Source organism: Monashia sp. NPDC004114, assembly GCF_053603855.1.
This window is the reverse complement of sequence record NZ_JBSGGK010000004.1, coordinates 273463-291938: the sequence shown is the minus strand read 5'-3', so window position 1 is coordinate 291938 and position 18476 is coordinate 273463. Positions and strand designations below refer to the sequence as shown.

General features: G+C 70.2%; 13 protein-coding genes. 5 read left to right on the top strand and 8 right to left on the bottom strand.

Annotated elements, in window-relative coordinates:
* The first annotated feature begins 13 nt into the window (after positions 1-13).
* Entirely contained in the window at positions 14-424 is a 411-nt protein-coding gene (locus ACWEOW_RS08125) for a hypothetical protein (RefSeq protein ID WP_452268670.1), read from the top strand.
* Positions 425-442: 18 nt separating this feature from the next.
* On the opposite strand, the gene ACWEOW_RS08120 is transcribed toward ACWEOW_RS08125, so the two are convergent.
* From ACWEOW_RS08120 to ACWEOW_RS08095, 6 genes are read right to left on the bottom strand one after another with little or no spacing between them, the layout of a single operon-like run.
* The gene (locus tag ACWEOW_RS08120; protein ID WP_452268669.1) at positions 443-952 is read right to left on the bottom strand and encodes a hypothetical protein; all 510 of its coding nucleotides are present in this window, start codon (positions 950-952) and stop codon (positions 443-445) included.
* Positions 949-2595 carry a phosphoglucomutase (alpha-D-glucose-1,6-bisphosphate-dependent) gene (pgm, locus tag ACWEOW_RS08115; protein ID WP_452268668.1) on the bottom strand — a complete coding sequence of 549 codons (1647 nt, stop codon included), beginning with the start codon at positions 2593-2595 and terminating at the stop codon, positions 949-951. Before pgm ends, ACWEOW_RS08120 begins: the two co-directional genes overlap by 4 nt.
* Complete coding sequence (glgB, locus tag ACWEOW_RS08110; RefSeq protein WP_452268667.1) at positions 2592-4880, bottom strand: 1,4-alpha-glucan branching protein GlgB; 2289 nt, start codon at positions 4878-4880, stop codon at positions 2592-2594. The genes pgm and glgB overlap by 4 nt, the downstream gene beginning before the upstream one ends.
* Complete coding sequence (locus ACWEOW_RS08105) at positions 4877-6304, bottom strand: maltokinase N-terminal cap-like domain-containing protein (protein WP_452268666.1); 1428 nt, start codon at positions 6302-6304, stop codon at positions 4877-4879. Before ACWEOW_RS08105 ends, glgB begins: the two co-directional genes overlap by 4 nt.
* The gene (gene treS, locus ACWEOW_RS08100; protein ID WP_452268665.1) at positions 6304-8010 is read right to left on the bottom strand and encodes a maltose alpha-D-glucosyltransferase; all 1707 of its coding nucleotides are present in this window, start codon (positions 8008-8010) and stop codon (positions 6304-6306) included. The genes ACWEOW_RS08105 and treS overlap by 1 nt, the downstream gene beginning before the upstream one ends.
* 4 nt (positions 8011-8014) lie before the next feature.
* Complete coding sequence (locus tag ACWEOW_RS08095; protein ID WP_452268716.1) at positions 8015-10018, bottom strand: alpha-1,4-glucan--maltose-1-phosphate maltosyltransferase; 2004 nt, start codon at positions 10016-10018, stop codon at positions 8015-8017.
* A 488-nt stretch (positions 10019-10506) separates the two neighbouring features.
* Here ACWEOW_RS08095 and glgP point away from each other — a divergent pair, with 488 nt between their 5' ends.
* Positions 10507-13095, top strand: a complete 2589-nt coding sequence (glgP, locus tag ACWEOW_RS08090; protein WP_452268664.1) for an alpha-glucan family phosphorylase — start codon at positions 10507-10509, stop codon at positions 13093-13095.
* A gap of 595 nt (positions 13096-13690) precedes the next feature.
* Here the strand turns inward: glgP and glgX are convergent.
* Positions 13691-15829 carry a glycogen debranching protein GlgX gene (gene glgX, locus ACWEOW_RS08085; RefSeq protein WP_452268663.1) on the bottom strand — a complete coding sequence of 713 codons (2139 nt, stop codon included), beginning with the start codon at positions 15827-15829 and terminating at the stop codon, positions 13691-13693.
* Between the two features lie 18 nt (positions 15830-15847).
* Entirely contained in the window at positions 15848-16624 is a 777-nt protein-coding gene (locus ACWEOW_RS08080; protein ID WP_452268662.1) for an endonuclease/exonuclease/phosphatase family protein, read from the bottom strand.
* 45 nt (positions 16625-16669) lie between these two features.
* On the opposite strand from ACWEOW_RS08080, the gene ACWEOW_RS08075 reads away from it, so the two are divergent.
* From ACWEOW_RS08075 to ACWEOW_RS08065, 3 genes are all read left to right on the top strand, one after another.
* Positions 16670-17179 carry a hypothetical protein gene (locus ACWEOW_RS08075; protein ID WP_452268661.1) on the top strand — a complete coding sequence of 170 codons (510 nt, stop codon included), beginning with the start codon at positions 16670-16672 and terminating at the stop codon, positions 17177-17179.
* Positions 17179-17958 carry an enoyl-CoA hydratase/isomerase family protein gene (locus ACWEOW_RS08070; RefSeq protein WP_452268660.1) on the top strand — a complete coding sequence of 260 codons (780 nt, stop codon included), beginning with the start codon at positions 17179-17181 and terminating at the stop codon, positions 17956-17958. Before ACWEOW_RS08075 ends, ACWEOW_RS08070 begins: the two co-directional genes overlap by 1 nt.
* A gap of 71 nt (positions 17959-18029) precedes the next feature.
* On the top strand, positions 18030-18365 hold the full coding sequence (locus ACWEOW_RS08065) for a hypothetical protein (RefSeq protein ID WP_452268659.1): 336 nt from the start codon (positions 18030-18032) through the stop codon (positions 18363-18365).
* Positions 18366-18476: the final 111 nt, after the last annotated feature.

The following is an 18476-nucleotide window of genomic DNA, read 5'->3' as shown; positions in this document are numbered from 1 at the left end:
CTAGCCTCGGTGGATGGCCGAGCTCATCCCCGTGTACGACGAGCTGCGGCGGCGCCTGTCCGGGTATGCCGCGGGGTTCCATGAGACCGCCAACCTGACCGACGCGAATGCGGCCGGCTCGCGGAAGGCGGACGAGCCGGACGGGCTCGCGTACGCGCTCCTGGGGGCACCGACCCAGAAGTACCCGGGCGGCCAGCTCTTCGCCGCCGTCAAGGTCGGTCGACGGTACGTGTCGTACTACCTCATGAGCCTGTACCTGGGCCCGGCTCCGGACGGCAGGCTCTCCCCGGAGCTGACGAAACGCCGGCAGGGCAAGTCGTGCTTCAACTTCACCCGCATCGACGAGGCCCTCTTCGACGAGCTGGAGGAGGTCACCGCCGTCGGCAAGGCCGAGTACGAGCGCCTGGGGCTGTTGCGCGACTGAGAGCCGGAGGCGGGTTGCTCACTCAGCGTCGCCCACGGTCCGCACCAGCGCGTCTGCAAGCTCCGACAGGAGCAGGTCGACGGTCTCGGGCACCGGGGTGTCCCCCGACATGCCGCCCAGCCACAGGCCCCAGCGGGGTGTCGGCTCGCCCATGCCGTCGTCGAGCACGACGACGTGGACGGGCTCCGGGGCAGCGAGATCGAGGAACTCCTCCAGCCGGTCGCCGAGCAGGTCGTCCGTGACGACGACGTCGAACCCGTCGAGCTGGAAGGTCTCGGCGGTCGCGATGGCCGCAGAGAACCGCAACATCCGCAGGCGTAGCTCGTCGAGCCCTGGTGGCCCGGTCGAGGACGTTCGTCCCGAGACGACCATCGCGTCGAACGTCGTGCCGTCGACGAGCACGCCATGCTCGAACCGCCGCGCCAGCTCCCCAGCGAGGCGAGTGCGCACCGGCTCTGGACTGCCCGTGACCACGACGAGACGGCCACGGTCGGGTCCGTCAGCAGCCGCCTCGTCGTGGTCGGTCATCCGCCGAGCGCCGCCGAGACGACGTCCTTGGCCTCGGCCTGCACCTGGGCGAGATGGTCCGGTCCCTGGAACGACTCCGCGTAGATCTTGTAGACGTCCTCGGTGCCCGAGGGGCGCGCGGCGAACCAGGCGCTCTGGGTCGTCACCTTGAGCCCGCCGATCTTCGCGCCGTTGCCGGGCGCCGACGTGAGCTTGCCCGTGATCGCCTCGCCGGCAAGGGACTGCGCGGTGACGTCGTCGGGCGACAGGGCCCCCAGCTTCGCCTTCTGCTCCCGGTCGGCCGCTGCATCGATGCGGGCATAGGCGGGGTCCCCGTGCCGGGCCGTCAGGCCGGCGTAGTGCTGGCTCGGTGTCTTTCCGGTCGCGGCGAGGATCTCGGAGGCGAGCAGTGCGAGCAGGATGCCGTCCTTGTCCGTCGACCACACGGTGCCGTCGAACCTCAGGAAGCTGGCACCCGCAGACTCCTCGCCGCCGAAACCCACGGAGCCGTCCAGCAGCCCGGGGACGAACCACTTGAACCCGACGGGCACCTCGAGCAGTGTTCGTCCGAGGTCCTCGGCCACCCGGTCGATCATCGAGGACGAGACGAGGGTCTTGCCGATCGCGGTCCCGGCGGCCCAGTCGGGCCGGCCGCCGCCGTAGAGGTACTGGATCGCGACGGCGAGGTAGTGGTTGGGGTTCATCAGCCCGGCGTCGGGCGTGACGATGCCGTGCCGGTCGGCGTCGGCGTCGTTGCCCGTCGAGATGTCGTAGGCATCCTTGTTGCGGATGAGCGAGGCCATCGCATACGGCGAGGAGCAGTCCATCCGGATCTTGCCGTCCCAGTCGAGCGTCATGAACGCCCACTGCGGGTCGACGGTGGGGTTGACGACGGTGAGGTCCAACCCGTGCCGCTCGCCGATCTCGGCCCAGTAGGCGACGGACGCGCCACCCAGGGGGTCGGCGCCGATGCGGACGCCGGCCTCGCGGATGCGGGTCACGTCGATGGCGTTCGGCAGGTCGTCGACGTACGTGCCGAGGAAGTCGTATGCCGCCGCGCCGGCCCGCGCCTGGTCGAACCCGATCCGCTTGACCTGCTTGAGGCCGGCCCGGATGAGGTCGTTGGCGCGCGCGGCGATCACCGACGTGGCATCCGTGTCGGCGGGACCTCCGTGCGGTGGGTTGTACTTGAACCCGCCGTCGGCAGGTGGGTTGTGCGATGGTGTGACGACGATGCCGTCGGCGAGTCCACTTGAGCCAGAAGCCTTTCCGCGGTTGGCGGTCAGGATCGCGTGCGACACGGCCGGAGTCGGGGTGTAGCCGTCGCGGTCGTCGACCAGCACGGTGACGCCGTTCGCGATGAGGACCTCGAGCGCCGACTTCCAGGCCGGTTCGGACAGCCCGTGGGTGTCTCGGCCGATGAACAGCGGGCCGTCGAAGCCCTGGGAGGTGCGGTAGTCCACGATCGCCTGCGTCGTGGCCAGGATGTGGTCCTCGTTGAAGGCCGTGCGCAGGCTCGACCCGCGGTGGCCCGACGTGCCGAAGGCGACCTGCTCGTCCGGGTTGTCGACGTCGGGGTGCCGGTCGTAGTAGGCCCCGACGAGCGCGTCGATGTCGACAAGGTCCTCGGGCTGGGCCGGCTGGCCGGCGCGCGGGTGCGTCATGGCTGGTCTCCGTTCACGGTCGGGCTGGTCGGGTCTGCGGTCGTGGCCGTGCCGTCGGCGGAGGACGGCTCGTCGAGGGGAACGAGCCAGACGGTGGACAGCCGCGGGACGGTGAGGTCAGCGGCATACGGCTGGCCGTGCCACGTCTCCTCGCGAGCATCGAGCACGATCCCCGTGCTGCTCGGCGCGTCCGGGTGGTAACCAGCCGTGTCCAGCGCGACGGTCCATCGCCCGCCGCGGGGGAGCCCGATCCGGTAGGACTGCTGGGTCTCGCCGCTGAAGTTCATGACGCAGGCGACCACGGGAGCATCGGTGGCGCGGTCGCCGCGACCGAAGCGCAGCCACGAGAAGGTGTTGTGGGCGGCGTCGTCGGCCTCGAGCCACTCGAAGCCGGAGCGGTCGTTGTCGAGCTCCCACAGCGCCGGGTTGGCCCGATAGAGCAGGTTGAGGTCCTTGACGAGGTTGTGCACGCGGTAGTGCAGCGGCTGGTCGAGCAGCCACCAGTCCAGGCTGCGTCCCTCGGACCACTCCGACTCCTGGCCGAACTCGCAGCCCATGAACAGCAGCTGCTTGCCCGGGTGGCACCACAGGTACGCGAGGAAGGCGCGAAGCGTCGCCACCTGCTGCTCACGTGGCCCGCTCGACTTGCGCAGCAGCGAGCCCTTGCCGTGGACGACCTCGTCGTGGCTGATCGGCAGCACGAAGTTCTCGTCGAAGGCATACATCAGCGAGAAGGTCAGCTTGCCGTGGTGGTAGCTCCGGTAGATCGGGTCCTGCCCGAGGTACTTGAGCGAGTCGTTCATCCAGCCCATGTTCCACTTGAAGCCGAAGCCGAGCCCGCCGTGGTTGGTCGGCTTGGTCACTCCGGGCCACGTGGTCGACTCCTCGGCGATGGTGACGATGCCACCGACCCGCTTGTACGCCGTCCCGTTCGTCTCCTGAAGCAGCGCGACGGCCTCGAGGTTCTCCCGTCCGCCGTCCTTGTTGGGCAGCCACTGCCCGGGGCCGCGTGCGTAGTCGAGGTAGAGCATCGAGGCCACGCCGTCGACCCGCAGCCCGTCGCAGTGGAACTCCTCGAGCCAGTAGATCGCGTTGGCGACGAGGAAGTTGCGCACTTCGGGGCGGCCGTAGTCGAAGATGTTGGAGCCCCATTCGGGGTGCCAGCCGCGCCTCGGGTCCGGGTGCTCGTAGAGCGGCAGCCCGTCGAACCGGGCCAGCGCCCACTCGTCCGTCGCGAAGTGGCCGGGGACCCAGTCGAGGATGACGCCGATGCCGGCCTTGTGCAGCTCGTCGACGAGGTAGCGGAAGTCGTCAGGGTGCCCCCAGCGGGAGCTCGGTGCGTAATACCCGGTCACGTGGTACCCCCACGACGGGACGTAGGGGTGCTCCATCACCGGCAGGAACTCCACGTGGGTGAACCCGAGGTCGCGCACGTAGTTGACGAGATGCTCGGCCAGGCCGCGGTAGCCGAGCTCCTGTCGCCACGACCCGAGATGGACCTCGTAGATGCTCATCGGGCCCTCGTGCGAGTTGCGGGTGCGGCGCCGCTCCATCCAGTCGCCGTCGCCCCAGCTGTAGTGCGACTGCGTGACGATGGCCGCCTGCTTCGGGGCCACCTCGGTCATCCGGGCCATCGGGTCGCTCTTGAGCCGCACCAGCTCGTCGGGGCCTCGGACGGCGAACTGGTAGTTCATGCCCTCGTGGGCGCCGGGCAGGAACAGCTCCCAGATGCCGCTCTCACCGAGGGCACGCATCGGGTGGGTACGCCGGTCCCAGTCGTTGAAGTCGCCGATCACGTGGACGGCCTTGGCGCGCGGCGCCCAGAGCGCGAAGGACGCCCCCCACACCTCCCCGAGCGGCCCGGGGTAGCTGCGTACGTGGGCCCCGAGCACGGTCCAGAGCTGCTCGTGGCGCCCCTCGTTGATGAGGTGCCGGTCCATCTCGCCGAGGGTGGGCGCGAAGCGGTACGGGTCGTCCTGCTCGTGCGCCACGCCGTCGCCGTACTCGACCAGGAGGCGGTAGTCGTGGGTCGTGCCGAAGTCGGGCGAGGTCATCGAGAAGATGCCGTCGCGGACGTGCTGGAGCTCGACGACGTCGCCCGAGTCGAGCCGCGCCTGCACTCGGGTCGCGAACGGCCGGTATGCCGTGATCGTGAGCCCACCCGGCCCGACGTGGTGGCCGAGCAGGTCGTGCGGCTGGGCGTTGCGGCCCTGCAGGAACGCGGTGATCGCCGCGTCGTCGAGCACGGGGGACGTCGTGGGGTGGTCGGTTCCGTGGGGGCTCATCGCGTGCCTTCCTCGCTGGTCAGTCGGCCGACGGCTCCGAGGGGGATCGGCAGCCAGGTCGGGCGGTTCCGGGCCTCGTAGACAACCTCGTAGAGCGCCTTGTCGAGCTCGAGCGCTCTGGTCAGTGCGACGGCATCGGCGTCGGCCTCTCCTGCGACGGAGGCATACCCGTCCAGGAACGCCTTGCGGCAGGAGCGTGCCCACGCCGTCGCGTCGACGGGGGAGTCCGCGAGTGCCACGGACCCCGCCGCGTAGTCGAAGGACCTCAGCATGCCGGCGACGTCGCGCTGGGTGAGGTCGGGCTGGACGCGCTCGGCGAGCGGCCGCAGGGGCTCACCCTCGAAGTCGAGCGCGACCCAGCCACGCTCGGGCACGTCGAGCACCTGTCCGAGGTGATAGTCACCGTGGATCCGCTGCAGCGCTGGCCAGGCGGTGTCGCGCACCGAGGCGACGACGCGCTCGAACGCGGCCGCCTGGGAGGCCAGGTCGGGCACGAGGGCCACAGCGGCGGCATACCGCTGGCGCATCGAGGCTGCAAGCGCCTCGCGGGCCTCGGGCGTCACCTCGGCCGTGCCGAGCGTGTCCGCGAGGTCCGAGTGGATCTCGGCGGTGACGACCCCGAGGTCCCGAGCGCGACCGGTGAAGTCCGTGCCCGAGGCTGCGGCGACCAGCGCGACCCGCCAGGCGTCCTCGACGCCGGGGATGAACTCCTGGGCGAACGCGAGGTGCCCGTGCGCCTCCGGGCCGCCATCGGGGGAGTCCCAGGCACCCGAGAGGTTGCCGATCGCCAGCGGGACCCGGTGCGAGCCCGCCTGCGTCAGCGCGGACTGCACGACGACATCGGGGTTGTCGCCGTCCTGGAGGGTGCGGAAGACCTTGACGATGAGCGGCTCGGCCGGCCCTCCCCCTGGCGCTGACATGCGGCAGATGATCGAGGTGTTGGACTGCTCGCCCGTGAGCACCGAGGACGAGGCCACGGAGCCCGCCCAAGCGCCGGTCGCAGACCCGACCGCCAGGGCGTTGCTCCCGACGGAGGCCTGCGCCTCGTCGGAGACGCCCGAGGTGAGGATGGTCGCCATGAGCTGCGACACGTAGACGGGGTCGTGAGGTGCGTCGTAGACCCAGCGACGGCCGAGCACACTGTGCTCCATGGTGCCGAGCAGGGCAGCCGCGGCGCCTTCGAGCGGCGCGCCCCGGTAGGTGAGGGGGACCTGGTAGACGACGGCAGGGCTGACCGCCGTGTCGGCGAACAGCACCGTCTCGACGCCCACCTCGCCGGCCGGGTCCTCGAAGCGGAAGCCACCGACGCGTTGGAGCCGGGGCGTGTGTCCCTTGCCGTGGTACCACCTCTGTCGCGGCATCCACTGGGTGACGAGCTCTGTCTTGGTGGGCACGAGTGTCGCGCCCTTGTGGACGATGGCCATCAGTGGTTGTCCTCTCTGCCGCGGACCTGCAGCCAGAAGAAGTCTCGGGACCCGAGCGTGAAGGTGACGCGACCGTCGGGAGCGACCCATGGGAAGCCGCTGCCGCCGAAGAGGTCGACGAGCTGCCGTCCGGACAGGTGCTCGGGCAGCTGGACGGTCGCCGCTTGCGGTCGGCTGGACAGGTTGTTGACGCACAGCACGGCCTCGTCCTCGTGGGCGGGGTCGCCACACAGGACCCGCGAGAACGACAGGACCGCCTCGTTGTCGGCCTCGACCACGGTGAAGTCGCCGAGGCCGAAGACCGGGTGCAGGGACCGGATCTGGAGCATGCCCCGCAGCCAGTGCAGCAGCGACCCCGAGGAGGCCATGAGGGCCTCGACGTTGATGTTGTTGTAGTGGTACACGAGGCTCGAGATCACCGGGAGGTAGAGCCTGCCGGGGTCGACGCTCGAGAAGCCGGCGTTGCGGTCAGGGGTCCACTGCATGGGTGTGCGCACGGCATCGCGGTCGTTGAGCCAGATGTTGTCGCCCATGCCGATCTCGTCGCCGTAGTAGAGGCACGGCGACCCGGGCAGCGACAGCAGCAGGGCGTGGATGAGCTCGATCTCCGGGCGGGAGTTGTCCAGCAGCGGCGCGAGCCGGCGGCGGATGCCGACGTTCGCCCGCATCCGCGGGTCTGGGGCGTACCAGCCGTACATCGCGACTCGCTCCTCGGGCGTGACCATCTCGAGCGTGAGCTCGTCGTGGTTGCGAAGGAACGTGCCCCACTGCGATCCGGGAGGGATCGAGGGCGTGTCGGCCATGACTTCGGCGACCGGCTTGGCCCTTTCCTCGCGTAGCGCATAGAAGAGCCGTGGCATCACCGGGAAGTGGAAGCACATCTGGCACTCCGGTGCATCCGGGCTGCCGAAGTAGTCCACCACCTCGGTGGGTGGCTGGTTTGCCTCGGCGAGCAGGATGCGGCCGGGGTACTCGGCGTCGACCATGGCGCGCAGCCGCGCTACGAAGGCGTGGGTGCGTGGCAGGTTCTCGCAGCTCGTGCCCTCCTGCTCGAACAGGTACGGGACCGCGTCGAGCCGGAAGCCGTCGATGCCGAGGTCCATCCAGAAGCGGACGATGTCGAACATCGCCTCCTGGACGTCCGGGTTGTCGAAGTTGAGGTCGGGCTGGTGGCTGAAGAACCGGTGCCAGAAGAACTGCCGACGGATCGGGTCGAAGGCCCAGTTGGACACCTCGGAGTCGATGAAGATGACGCGCGCGTCGCGGTAGCCGTCGTCGGTGTCGGACCACACGTAGTAGTCGCCGAACGGCCCGGTCGGCTCGGCCCGGCTGGCCTGGAACCACGGGTGCTGGTCGCTGGTGTGGTTCATGACCAGGTCGGTGATGACGCGGATGCCGCGCAGGTGGGCCTGCGCGACGAGCTCGGTGAACTCCGGCAGGGTGCCGAACTCCGGCAGGACCGCCTTGTAGTCGGAGATGTCGTAGCCGCCGTCGCGCAGCGGTGAGGCGTAGAACGGCGGCAGCCACAGGCAGTCGATGCCCAGCCACTGGAGATAGTCGAGCTTGCCGATGAGCCCGGTGAAGTCGCCGGCACCCACCCCCTTCGAGTCTGCGAACGCACGGACCAGCACCTCGTAGAAGACCGCCTTCCGAAACCACTGCGGGTCATGCCTCAGACCCGGCTGGGAGAGGTTGAGTCCCTGCATCCGGTCAGTGGCTCCTCACGCTGAGGATGTGCACCGGCTCGGAGTCGGGGCCGAGGCGGACGTAGTTGTCGGCGCGCCACTGCCAGGTCTGGTTCGTGATGTGGTCGTGGGCGTCGAACGTCGACCAGGAGGCCATCCCCAACGCCTCCAGGTCGAGGTGCACCCAGGTCTCGCGCGTCCCGTGGGGGTCGAGGTTGGCGACGACGAGGACGGTGTCGCGCTGGCCGCCGACGACGCGGGTCTTGCTGTAGACGAGGAAGTTCTCGTCGTCTGCCGAGTGGAAGCGCAGGTTGCGCAGCCAGCGCAGGGCCGGGTGCCAGCCGCGGATGTCGTTGAGCCGCTTGAGGTACCACGCGAGGCTTCGGTGCTCGAGGGGACCGCCGGGCTCGTAGAGGAACCACTGGCGGTCCTTGTACTCGTACTTCTCGTTGTCGATCTGCTCCTCGGCGCCGGGCCGCGCCACGTGCTCCATGAGCTCGTACCCGGCATAGATGCCGTAGGTCGGGACCATCGTCGCAGCCAGGGCCGCGCGCAGCTTCCACTCGGTCGGGCCGCCGTACTGCATGGGGGGCGTGAGGATGTCGTGGGTCGTGGGCCAGAACGACGGGCGCATGTATGCCGCGGCGTCCCCGGCGATCTCGCGGCCGTACTCCTCGAGCTCCCACGCGGCGTTGCGCCAGGCGTAGTAGGTGTAGCTCTGCTGGAACCCGGCCTTGGCCAGGGTGTGCATCATGGCCGGCTTGGTGAAGGCCTCCGACAGCCAGATGGTGTCGGGGTGGTCCTGGGCGACGTCGGCGATGAGCCACTGCCAGAAGGCGACCGGCTTGGTGTGGGGGTTGTCGACGCGGAAGATCCGGATGCCATGGTCGAGCCATACCTGGATGACGCGACGCACCTCCGCGTAGGCGCCCGCGGGGTCGTTGTCGAAGTTGAGCGGGTAGATGTCCTGGTACTTCTTGGGCGGGTTCTCCGCGTAGGCGATCGTGCCGTCGGCGCGCGTCGTGAACAGCTCCGGGTGGGTCTTGACCCACGGGTGGTCGGGGGAGGCCTGCAGGGCGATGTCGAGCGCGACCTCCAGCCCGAGCCGCCGCGCCTCGGCCACGAAGGCGTCGAAGTCCTCGAACGTGCCGAGGTCCGGGTGGATCGCGTCGTGGCCGCCGTCGGGCGAGCCGATGGCGTAGGGCGAGCCGGGGTCGCCCGGCTGGGCCGTGAGCGTGTTGTTGCGGCCCTTGCGCGCCGTGGTGCCGATCGGGTGGATCGGGGTGAGGTAGACGACGTCGAAGCCCATGTCGGCGATCGCCGGCAGCCGCTTGGCGGCCGACCGGAAGGTCCCGGAGACCCAGGCGCCGGTCTTGTCGTCGCGGAAGCAGCCCTCTGAGCGCGGGAAGATCTCGTACCACGCGCCGTAGAGAGCCAGCTCGCGCTCGACAAGCAGAGGGTATGCCGTTGTGGGAGAGACGAACTCACGCAGCGGCATCATCGTGGCAAGACCGATGATCTCCGGAGACGTCGCCGCCCCGAAGCGATGCGCGGCGGGTCGCCGGGTGTCGCTGAGCGCCGCGATGCCCTTGTCGATCTCGGACGCGTCGGTGCCCTGCCCGCGGACCGCCTGGGCGAACCGCTCGAGCACCCTGACGCCCTCGGCGCACATGAGGTCCTCGTCGACTCCGGCCGCGATCTTGATGCCGGCGTCGTGCACCCACGTGGCGTAGGGGTCGGACCACCCCTCGACCCGGTAGGTCCACCAGCCCTCGCGGTTGGCCACCACCGTGGTGGACCACTCGGAGGTCCCGGGGTTGTCCGAGTGCATCGCGAAGTAGTGGTCGTGCCCGTCGGGGTCGGTGAGCACGGCGGTGGCGTTGACGGCGTCGTGGCCCTCGCGGAAGACCTTGGCCCGTATGACGAACTCCTCGCCCACGACCGACTTGGCGAACCTGGCGCCGCCGTCGACGAGGGGCCGCACGTCGGTGACGGGGATGCGTCCGAACGGGAGGGCACCACCCGGCATACCGGCGACGGTGGGGGCCGTGCTCACGGGATGCTCGGGAGCGAGGTGAACGGCTCCGGCTTCCGTGTCGTCGACGAATGCCGCGTCCGCGTGCGGCACGGCGTCGTCGGGCTCGGCCAGGGCGGCGGTCACCGTGGTGCGCGACGAGGCCTCGGCCGCCGAGGCCGCGGCGGGCTCGGGTCGCTCGGGCGGCTCGGGCGGCTCGGAGGGTTCGGACGGTTCAGGCGGGGCCGTCGGGATGGCGGCCGTCGACGTCTGCGGCCGCGGCGCCTCCGCCGCGACGGACCTGCGGCGCTGGGGTGAGGGCTTGCGGGAACGGGTCTTCTTCGCTTTGCCAGTCACGGAATCGACCGTATCGAAGTTGGGGCCGTTGGCACATGAGGCAGCCCCCCATGCCGTCCGTCGGGTGGACCTCGGGCGTCCACCGGCTGAAACCCGGCTGCAAGTGTTGCAAGAACACGTCATCGGCACCCCTATGCTGTTCCCTCGTGAAGGCCATCCGTCGTTTCAGCGTCCGCACCGTGCTGCCTCCCCGCATCGAGGGGCTCGGCGTCCTTGCGAGCAACCTTCGCTGGTCGTGGCACCCGCCGACCCGCGACCTGTTCGCAACCATCAGTCCCCGCAAGTGGGCCGACGCGAGCCAGGACCCCGTCAAGCTCCTGTCGCGCCTCTCGGCCGACGAGCTCGCGGCCCTGGCGGCCGACGACGAGTTCGTCGCCAGCGTCGTGGCCGCCAACGAGGACCTGCACGCGTACCTCACCGAGGAGCGCTGGTACCAGTCGTGGAGCCGTGAGCAGCAGGCTGCCGGGAAGGCGGCCCCGACGGCCATCGCCTACTTCAGCCCCGAGTTCGGCATCACAGCCGTGCTCCCGCAGTACTCCGGCGGTCTCGGCATCCTGGCGGGAGACCACCTCAAGTCCGCGTCCGACCTCGGTGTCCCGATCGTCGGCGTCGGGCTGTTCTACAAGACCGGCTACTTCAAGCAGGCACTCTCGCGCGACGGATGGCAGGTCGAGACCTACCCCGTGCTCGACCCCGACGGGCTGCCGCTGTCGCTGCTTCGCGAGGACGACGGCACCCCGGCCGTCGTGTCCGTGGACCTGCCTGCCGGGCGCGTGCTCAACGCGCACGTCTGGAAGGCGCAGGTGGGCCGCGTCCCGCTGCTGCTCCTCGACTCCGACGTGGCCGGCAACGACGAGCAGACCCGCAAGGTCACCGAGTCGCTCTATGGCGGCGGCGGCGACACCCGCCTCGAGCAGGAGCTGCTGCTCGGAGTCGGCGGCGTGCGCGCACTGCGTGTGTGGTCGCGTCTCACCGGCGCGCCGACGCCGGAGGTGTACCACAGCAACGAGGGCCACGCCGGCTTCCTTGGCGTCGAGCGGATCACCGAGCTGGTTCGCGACCACGGCCTGACGTTCGACGAGGCGCTCGAGGCGGTCCGAAGCGCGACCGTCTTCACCACGCACACGCCCGTCCCCGCCGGCATCGACCGGTTCGACGCAGCCAAGATCAACCTCTTCTTCGGCGGCGCCAACGCGATCCCCGGCGTTCCGGTCGAGCGGCTGCTCGCCCTCGGCGCTGAGGACTACCAGGGTGGCCAGCCGGGCATCTTCAACATGGCCGTCATGGGCCTGCGTCTGGCCCAGCGCGCCAACGGCGTCTCGAAGCTGCACGGCGTCGTGAGCCGCGAGATGTTCGACGGCCTGTGGCCGGGCTTCGACGACGTCGAGGTGCCGATCTCCAGCATCACCAACGGGGTCCACGCCCCGACGTGGGTCGACCGAGCGGTGTACGACGTCGCTCTCAAGCACCTCGGGACCGCTGACATCGCGGGCACCGACGCGTGGCACCGCATCGACGAGGTCCCGGCCGACGCGGTCTGGTCGACGAAGCGCGAGATGCGCGAGAAGCTCGTGCTCGACGCTCGCCGCCGGGTGCGCTCCTCGTGGCAGAAGCGCGGCGCGACCGAGGCCGAGCTGGGCTGGGTCGACGACGTGCTCGACCCCGACGTGCTCACGATCGGGTTCGCGCGCCGCGTCCCGACCTACAAGCGACTGACGCTCATGCTGCGCGACCCCGAGCGGCTCAAGTCGCTGCTGCTTCACCCCGAGCGCCCGGTCCAGCTCGTCATCGCCGGCAAGTCGCACCCCGCCGACGAGACCGGCAAGCGGCTCATCCAGGAGATGGTGCGTTTCGCCGACGACCCGGAGGTGCGCCACCGCATCGTCTTCCTGCCGAACTACGACATCGCCATGGCTCAGCAGCTCTACCCGGGCTGCGACGTCTGGCTCAACAACCCGCTACGCCCGTTCGAGGCGTGCGGCACGTCGGGCATGAAGGCGGCACTCAACGGCGGGCTCAACCTGTCGATCCTCGACGGCTGGTGGGACGAGTGGTTCGACGGCCGCAACGGCTGGGCGATCCCGACGGCCGACGGCGTCGAGGACGCAGACCGCCGCGACGACATCGAGGCTGCCGCCCTCTACGACCTCATCGAGAACGACGTCGCGGCCAAGTTCTACGACCGTGACGCCGCCGGCCTGCCGCACGGCTGGATCCAGATGATGACCCACACGCTCAAGACCCTCGGCCCGAAGGTGCTCGCGAGCCGCATGGTCCAGGACTACGTCACCACGCTCTACAGCCCGGCCGCAGGCGCGGGACGCAGCCTCAACGGCCCTGAGTACGCCGGCGCCAAGGAGCTCGCGGCATACAAGGCGAGGGTCCGGGCCTCGTGGCCGAAGGTCAAGGTCGAGCACGTCGAGCCCTCGGGCCTGTCGGACTCCCCGCAGATCGGCGACACGCTGTCGCTGCGTGCGTTCGTGGCCCTCGACGGGCTGTCGCCCGACGACGTAGCGGTGCAGCTGGTCCACGGCCACGTCAGCGACACCGACGACATCTGGGGCATGGAGACCGCACCGCTCGAGCTCGTCGAGTCGTATGACGGCGGCCGTCACCAGTTCGCCGGCTCCCAGCCGCTGCGCCGCACTGGTTCGTTCGGCTACAGCGTCCGCATCGTGCCGAAGCACCCTGCGCTCGCGACGCCGGCCGAGCTGGGCCTGGCCCGAAACGCCTAGGAGCAGAGCGCGGCCCCGCCGCCGGAGTCGAGTGGCCCCGTCGTCGCAGGCGCTCGCGCCAGAGCGGGCCCCCTTCGCTGGGGCTCGTGTGACAGCGGGGCCACTCGACTGGTTTGCGCGCGGCAGGTTCCGGGTGGGGTCCTCGGGTATCTGCGATGGGGCCCTTCGATGCCGCCTCGACCGGTCGAGCGGGCTTGGCCTGCAGCGCCGAGGCGCAGAGCGCGGCCCCCCGCCGGAGTCGAGTGGCCCCGTCGTCACAGGCGCTCGCGCCAGAGCGGACCCCCTTTGCTGGGGCCGGTGTGACAGCGGGGCCACTCGACTGGGTTCGGCAGGCGGCAGGTTCCGGGTGGGGTCCTCGGGTATCTGCGATGGGGCCCTTCGATGCCGCCTCGACCAGTCGAGCGGGCTTGGCCTGCAGCGCCGAGGAGCAGAGCGCGGCCCCCCTGCCGGAGTCGAGTGGCCCCGTCGTCACAGGCGCTCGCGCCAGAGCGGGCCCCCTTTGCTGGGGCCGGTGTGACAGCGGGGCCACTCGACTGGGTTCGGCAGGGCGGCGCCTATCCGACGACCCGCCACAGCCACTGGGTTGGCGGGGTGCCTAGTCGACGACGCGCCAGACGCGCATCGACGCGCTCACCATCGTGACGGCCGCCCCCGCCTCCAGTGGTTCTCCAGGGGGCGAGGGGCGGTCGTCACTGCTGTCCCACAGCAGCTGGTATGCCGGTGCGCCCGGGGCGGCAGGCAGCGTCACGTCGGTTGGCTGCGCCGAGCCGTTCAGGGTGACCAGGACGGTCTGCTCGCCCAGCCACGCGCCGTTGTAGAGCGCCTGCATCACATCGGTCGCGGGCCCGTCCCAGCGGTGTCCCATCGGCTCGCCGTCGCCGCCGAACCACGCCAGGTCGGTGGACCCGTCCTCGTGGATCTGCCTGCCGGAGAAGAAGGTCCGCTGGCGCAGCACCGGGTGCTCGCGTCGGAGCCGGACGAGGTGGCGGGTCGTCTCGAGCAGGTCGGACTGCCACTGCTCGTGCTCCCACCCCATCCAGCTGACCTCGTTGTCCTGGGAGAAAGGGTTGTTGTTGCCGCGCTGGCCCCGGCCCAGCTCGTCGCCGCCGTTGAGCATCGGGACGCCTGTCGACAGCAGCAGGGTGCCGAGCAGGTTACGCATCGAGCGCCGGCGGGCAGCATTGATCGCCGGGTCGTCGGTGCGTCCCTCGACCCCGTGGTTCCACGAGCGGTTGTCATCGGACCCGTCGGTGCCGCCGTGCCCGTTGGCGCCGTTGTGCTTGACGTCGTATGCCGTGAGGTCGGCGAGCGTGAAGCCGTCGTGCGCGGTGACGAAGTTGACCGACGCGATGGTGCCGCGGTCGTGGCTGTCGAAGAGGTCCTGCGACCCGGCGAGCCGCGTGGCGAGGTCGCGCACGCCGTGCCGCACGCCGCCCTTGGTGGCGGCCGCGACGTCGCGGAGCCAGAACGTGCGCGCCGTGTCGCGGAAGCGGTCGTTCCACTCGGAGAAGGGCGGCGGGAACTGGCCCGTGCGCCAGCCGTGGATGCCGACGTCCCACGGCTCGGCGATGAGCTTGGAACGGGACAGCACCGGGTCGGTGCGCAGCGCGACCAGGAACGGATGGTCGGGATCGAAGTTGTCGTCCTTGCCCCGCCCGAGGGCCACGGCGAGGTCGAAGCGGAAGCCGTCGACGTGGCACTCGTTGACCCAGTACCGGAGCGAGTCGAGCACCATCCGCGCCACGATCGGGTGGGTGAGGTCGAGGGTGTTGCCGCAGCCGGTGACGTCGATGTCGCGGCCCCGGCCGTCGAGCCGGTAGTAGGCGCGCTGGTCCAGCCCGCGCCAGGACAGCGTCATGCCCTCGCGGGACTGCTCGGCAGTGTGGTTGTAGACCACGTCGAGGATGACCTCGATGCCCGCAGCGTGCAGCAGCTTGACCATGCCCTTGAACTCGTCGAGCACACCCTGTGGGTCTTTGGCCGCGGCATAGGCGGCGTGCGGGGCGAAGAAGCCCAGCGTGTTGTAGCCCCAGTGGTTGGTCAGCCCACGGAGCACGAGCTCCGGCTCGTGCGTGAACGTGTGCACGGGAAGCAGCTCCACGGCGGTCACACCCAGCTCACGCAGGTGGTCCACGAAGGCCGGGTGGGCGAGGCCGGCATACGTCCCCCGAAGCTGCTCGGGGACGTCGGGGTGCAGCCGCGTGGCATTCTTGACGTGGACCTCGTAGATCAGCGACTCGGTGAGCGAGTGGCGCGGGAATCGATCTGCCCCCCAGTCGAACTCGTCGTCGACGATGACGCACCGCGGCATGTGGTCGGCGGAGTCGCGAGTGTCCCGGACACTGAGGTCGCCCTTGAGGTCGCGGCCGACGCGGTGGCTGTAGAGAGCCGGGTCGAGCACGACGTCGCCCTCGACGGCCCGGGCGTACGGGTCGAGCAGCAGCTTCGTCGGGTTGTAGAGCAGCGCGCGGTCGGGGTCCCAGTCACCGTCGACGCGCAGCGCGTAGCGCTGGCCCACACCGACGCCCCTGATGGTGTCGAACCACGTGCCGTGGGCGCGGTGCTGCAAGGGCACGCGACGCTCGGTCTCAGAGCCGTCCGGCGCCACATCGAACAGGCACACCTCCACCGAGCGCGCGTGGCCGGCGTACACGCAGAACTGCGCGCCGTCCGCCTTCACACGGACGCCGAGGTCGGGCGGCAGGTCGGGCGTCGCTGGCGGTCGGGGGCACATGTCGAGAAGCGTATGGGGTCACGTCGCGAGGTCGAACGTGCACACGACGGCGCGGTGGTCCGAGGCGATGTCGATGACGGCCGAGGAGCGCAGGTCCAGCCCACGGTGCAGGACGACGTCGAGCTGGGCGTCGAAGGCGGACAGGTTACGGTGTGTCGCCATGGCGGCGACGCGGCCCATCCACTCGTGCTTGGACCCTGCGATGCGCCACGTCGGCTCGTCGAGGACGACGCGGTCGAAGCCGCCCGCGACATGCATGGCCAGGTCCCGCCGGGTCGGCCCCGGATAGTGGTTCATGTCGCCGGTCACGATGTGCGGCCCGCGGCGCAGCCGGTCCTGCTGCATCGCCGAGCGCAGGCGGACCACCTGCCGTCCGCGCGCCACCGCACGCGCGAACACGATGAGGTGCGCCGTCGAGAAGGTCACCGAGTGCGCGCCCGGGAGACCCTGCGAGGTGCCGACCGCGACCCCCGCGCTGACCATGGCACGCTCGTGCCAGTGGTCGAACCAGCGCAGCAGCGGCCCCGCAGGAGCCAGGGTGGTGACGAGCACGTCAGGCTCGACATGCGTCGTGGCGGGGTCATGGGCGATCGCGAGGCCCGCGGGCGCGTGCAGGTGAGCGAGCCGGTAGCCGGACGACTCGAGCGCGGCCGACACGGCCCGCTCGTCGAGGCCGAAGACCTCCTGCAGGCCCAGCACCTGCACGCCGGCGGCCCGGAACGGGCCGAGACCGTCGGTCGTGCGGAGCAGGTCTCCCGAGCACGTGTTGGCCGTCGCGACCGTGAGCAGAGTCATGGGCCACCTCGCGTCCGTCCGTGGTCGCAGTCTACGGTGGGGCGCATGACCGATCCGACTTCGCTGCCCAACTTCATGCCGAGCGTGCCTGACGCCGGCCCGAACGGCGCACCCGTCAGCGAAACGCCTGTGCGTGACCGCATCATGCAGGTGCTGAAGGGCCTTGGCATCGACGCCGCCGTCGACAGCGACGGAGACCTCGAGTTCGCGATCGTCGACAACGAGGGCACGAGCACGACGCTGTTCGCCCGCGTCGCCGAGGGAGACCTGGCGCTGGTGCGGTTCTTCGGCCAGTGGCAGCTCGCCGACCCGGTGTCGACCGACCGCAACGAGCGCCTCGCCCGCTGCAACGACATGACGATGCAGCTCAACATCGTCAAGCTCTCGCTGGTCCAGGAGAGCCTCGTCGTCTCGGCAGAGCACGTCATCACGCCCAACGCCGACCTCGACATCCTCGTCCCGCTCTCGGTGAACCACATCCTCCAGAGCGTCGGCTTCTTCTTCCAGTCGTGGCTGCCGGCCGAGGAGCCCGGCGCCGGCCTCGGCACCGACTGATGGGCGAGTTCGTCCGTCTCGAGGTCGAGAGCGGCATCGGCACGATCCGCCTCGACCGGCCGAAGATGAACGCGCTCAACGTCCAGGTCCAGGAGGAGATCCGCGAGGCGGCCTCCGAGGCGTCGGCGCGCTCGGACGTCAAGGCGGTCATCGTCTACGGCGGCGAGCGGGTCTTCGCCGCCGGCGCCGACATCAAGGAGATGCAGACCATGTCGTACACCGGCATGGTCGACCGCTCCGGGCCGCTCACGACCTCGATCAGTGCGGTCGCCCGCATCCCCAAGCCCGTGATCGCCGCGATCACAGGCTACGCCCTCGGCGGCGGCTGCGAGCTCGCGCTCGCGTGCGACTTCCGGGTCGTGGCCGACGACGCCAAGCTGGGCCAGCCTGAGATCCTGCTGGGCATCATCCCCGGCGCCGGCGGCACCCAGCGACTCTCGCGCCTCGTCGGCGCCGCCAAGGCCAAGGACATCATCCTCAGCGGCCGGTTCGTCGACGCCACCGAGGCGCTCGCGATCGGGCTGGCCGACAAGGTCGTGCCCGCGGCGGACGTCTACGCCACGGCGCGCGAGTGGGCCGGGAGCTTCGTCGGCGCCGCCTCGTATGCCGTTCGCGCGGCCAAGGAGGCCATCGACCGTGGTCTCGAGACGGATCTCGAGACCGGTCTGGAGATCGAGCGGATGCTCTTCGCCGGGCTGTTCGCCACCAAGGACCGCGAGACGGGCATGACCTCGTTCGTCGAGCAGGGGCCGGGCAAGGCGAAGTTCGAAGGCCAGTGACCGATTCCCCTGCGTCGAGTGGCCGCTTCGACACACCCGCTGCTCCTGTGGTCACCCCGGCCGCGGGTCGTGTGACGGAGCGGCCACTCGACGTGCTCGTCTTCTACTCACCGGTCGAGGCGACCGAGCGCGTGCTCGCCGCCCTCTTCGCGGCCGGGGCGGGTCGGGTCGGCGACTACTCGGAGTGTGCGTGGCTCGTCGAGGGCACGGGGCAGTTCCGCCCTGGTGCCGGCGCAAGTCCAGCGGTCGGCGTCGTCGGCGCCCTCGAGCGGCTGCCCGAGCATCGGGTCGAGGTGACCTTCGAGCGCGGGCTGCGAAGCCAGGTGGTGGCGGCCCTGCGCGCGTCCCACCCCTACGAGGAGCCCGCCTTCCACGTCATCGAGACCGCCGGCCTCGATCCTGAGTGAGGCAGCGCACGGGTGGTGAGCGTCACGCCCCGAGCATGCTCGGTATGCAAACGCTCAGTGAGAGGATGGGCGGCAGTGCCGGAGCGACCTCCGGCATCATCTGACCACGTA

Bases quoted from the DNA above. Each gene is read 5' to 3' on its own strand.
- ACWEOW_RS08125 (WP_452268670.1), top strand. From the start codon at position 14: ATGGCCGAGCTCATCCCCGTGTACGACGAGCTGCGGCGGCGCCTGTCC.
- ACWEOW_RS08120 (WP_452268669.1), bottom strand. From the start codon at position 952: ATGACCGACCACGACGAGGCGGCTGCTGACGGACCCGACCGTGGCCGT.
- pgm (WP_452268668.1), bottom strand. From the start codon at position 2,595: ATGACGCACCCGCGCGCCGGCCAGCCGGCCCAGCCCGAGGACCTTGTC.
- glgB (WP_452268667.1), bottom strand. From the start codon at position 4,880: ATGAGCCCCCACGGAACCGACCACCCCACGACGTCCCCCGTGCTCGAC.
- ACWEOW_RS08105 (WP_452268666.1), bottom strand. From the start codon at position 6,304: ATGGCCATCGTCCACAAGGGCGCGACACTCGTGCCCACCAAGACAGAG.
- treS (WP_452268665.1), bottom strand. From the start codon at position 8,010: ATGCAGGGACTCAACCTCTCCCAGCCGGGTCTGAGGCATGACCCGCAG.
- ACWEOW_RS08095 (WP_452268716.1), bottom strand. From the start codon at position 10,018: ATGCCGGGTGGTGCCCTCCCGTTCGGACGCATCCCCGTCACCGACGTG.
- glgX (WP_452268663.1), bottom strand. From the start codon at position 15,829: ATGTGCCCCCGACCGCCAGCGACGCCCGACCTGCCGCCCGACCTCGGC.
- ACWEOW_RS08080 (WP_452268662.1), bottom strand. From the start codon at position 16,624: ATGACTCTGCTCACGGTCGCGACGGCCAACACGTGCTCGGGAGACCTG.
- ACWEOW_RS08075 (WP_452268661.1), top strand. From the start codon at position 16,670: ATGACCGATCCGACTTCGCTGCCCAACTTCATGCCGAGCGTGCCTGAC.
- ACWEOW_RS08070 (WP_452268660.1), top strand. From the start codon at position 17,179: ATGGGCGAGTTCGTCCGTCTCGAGGTCGAGAGCGGCATCGGCACGATC.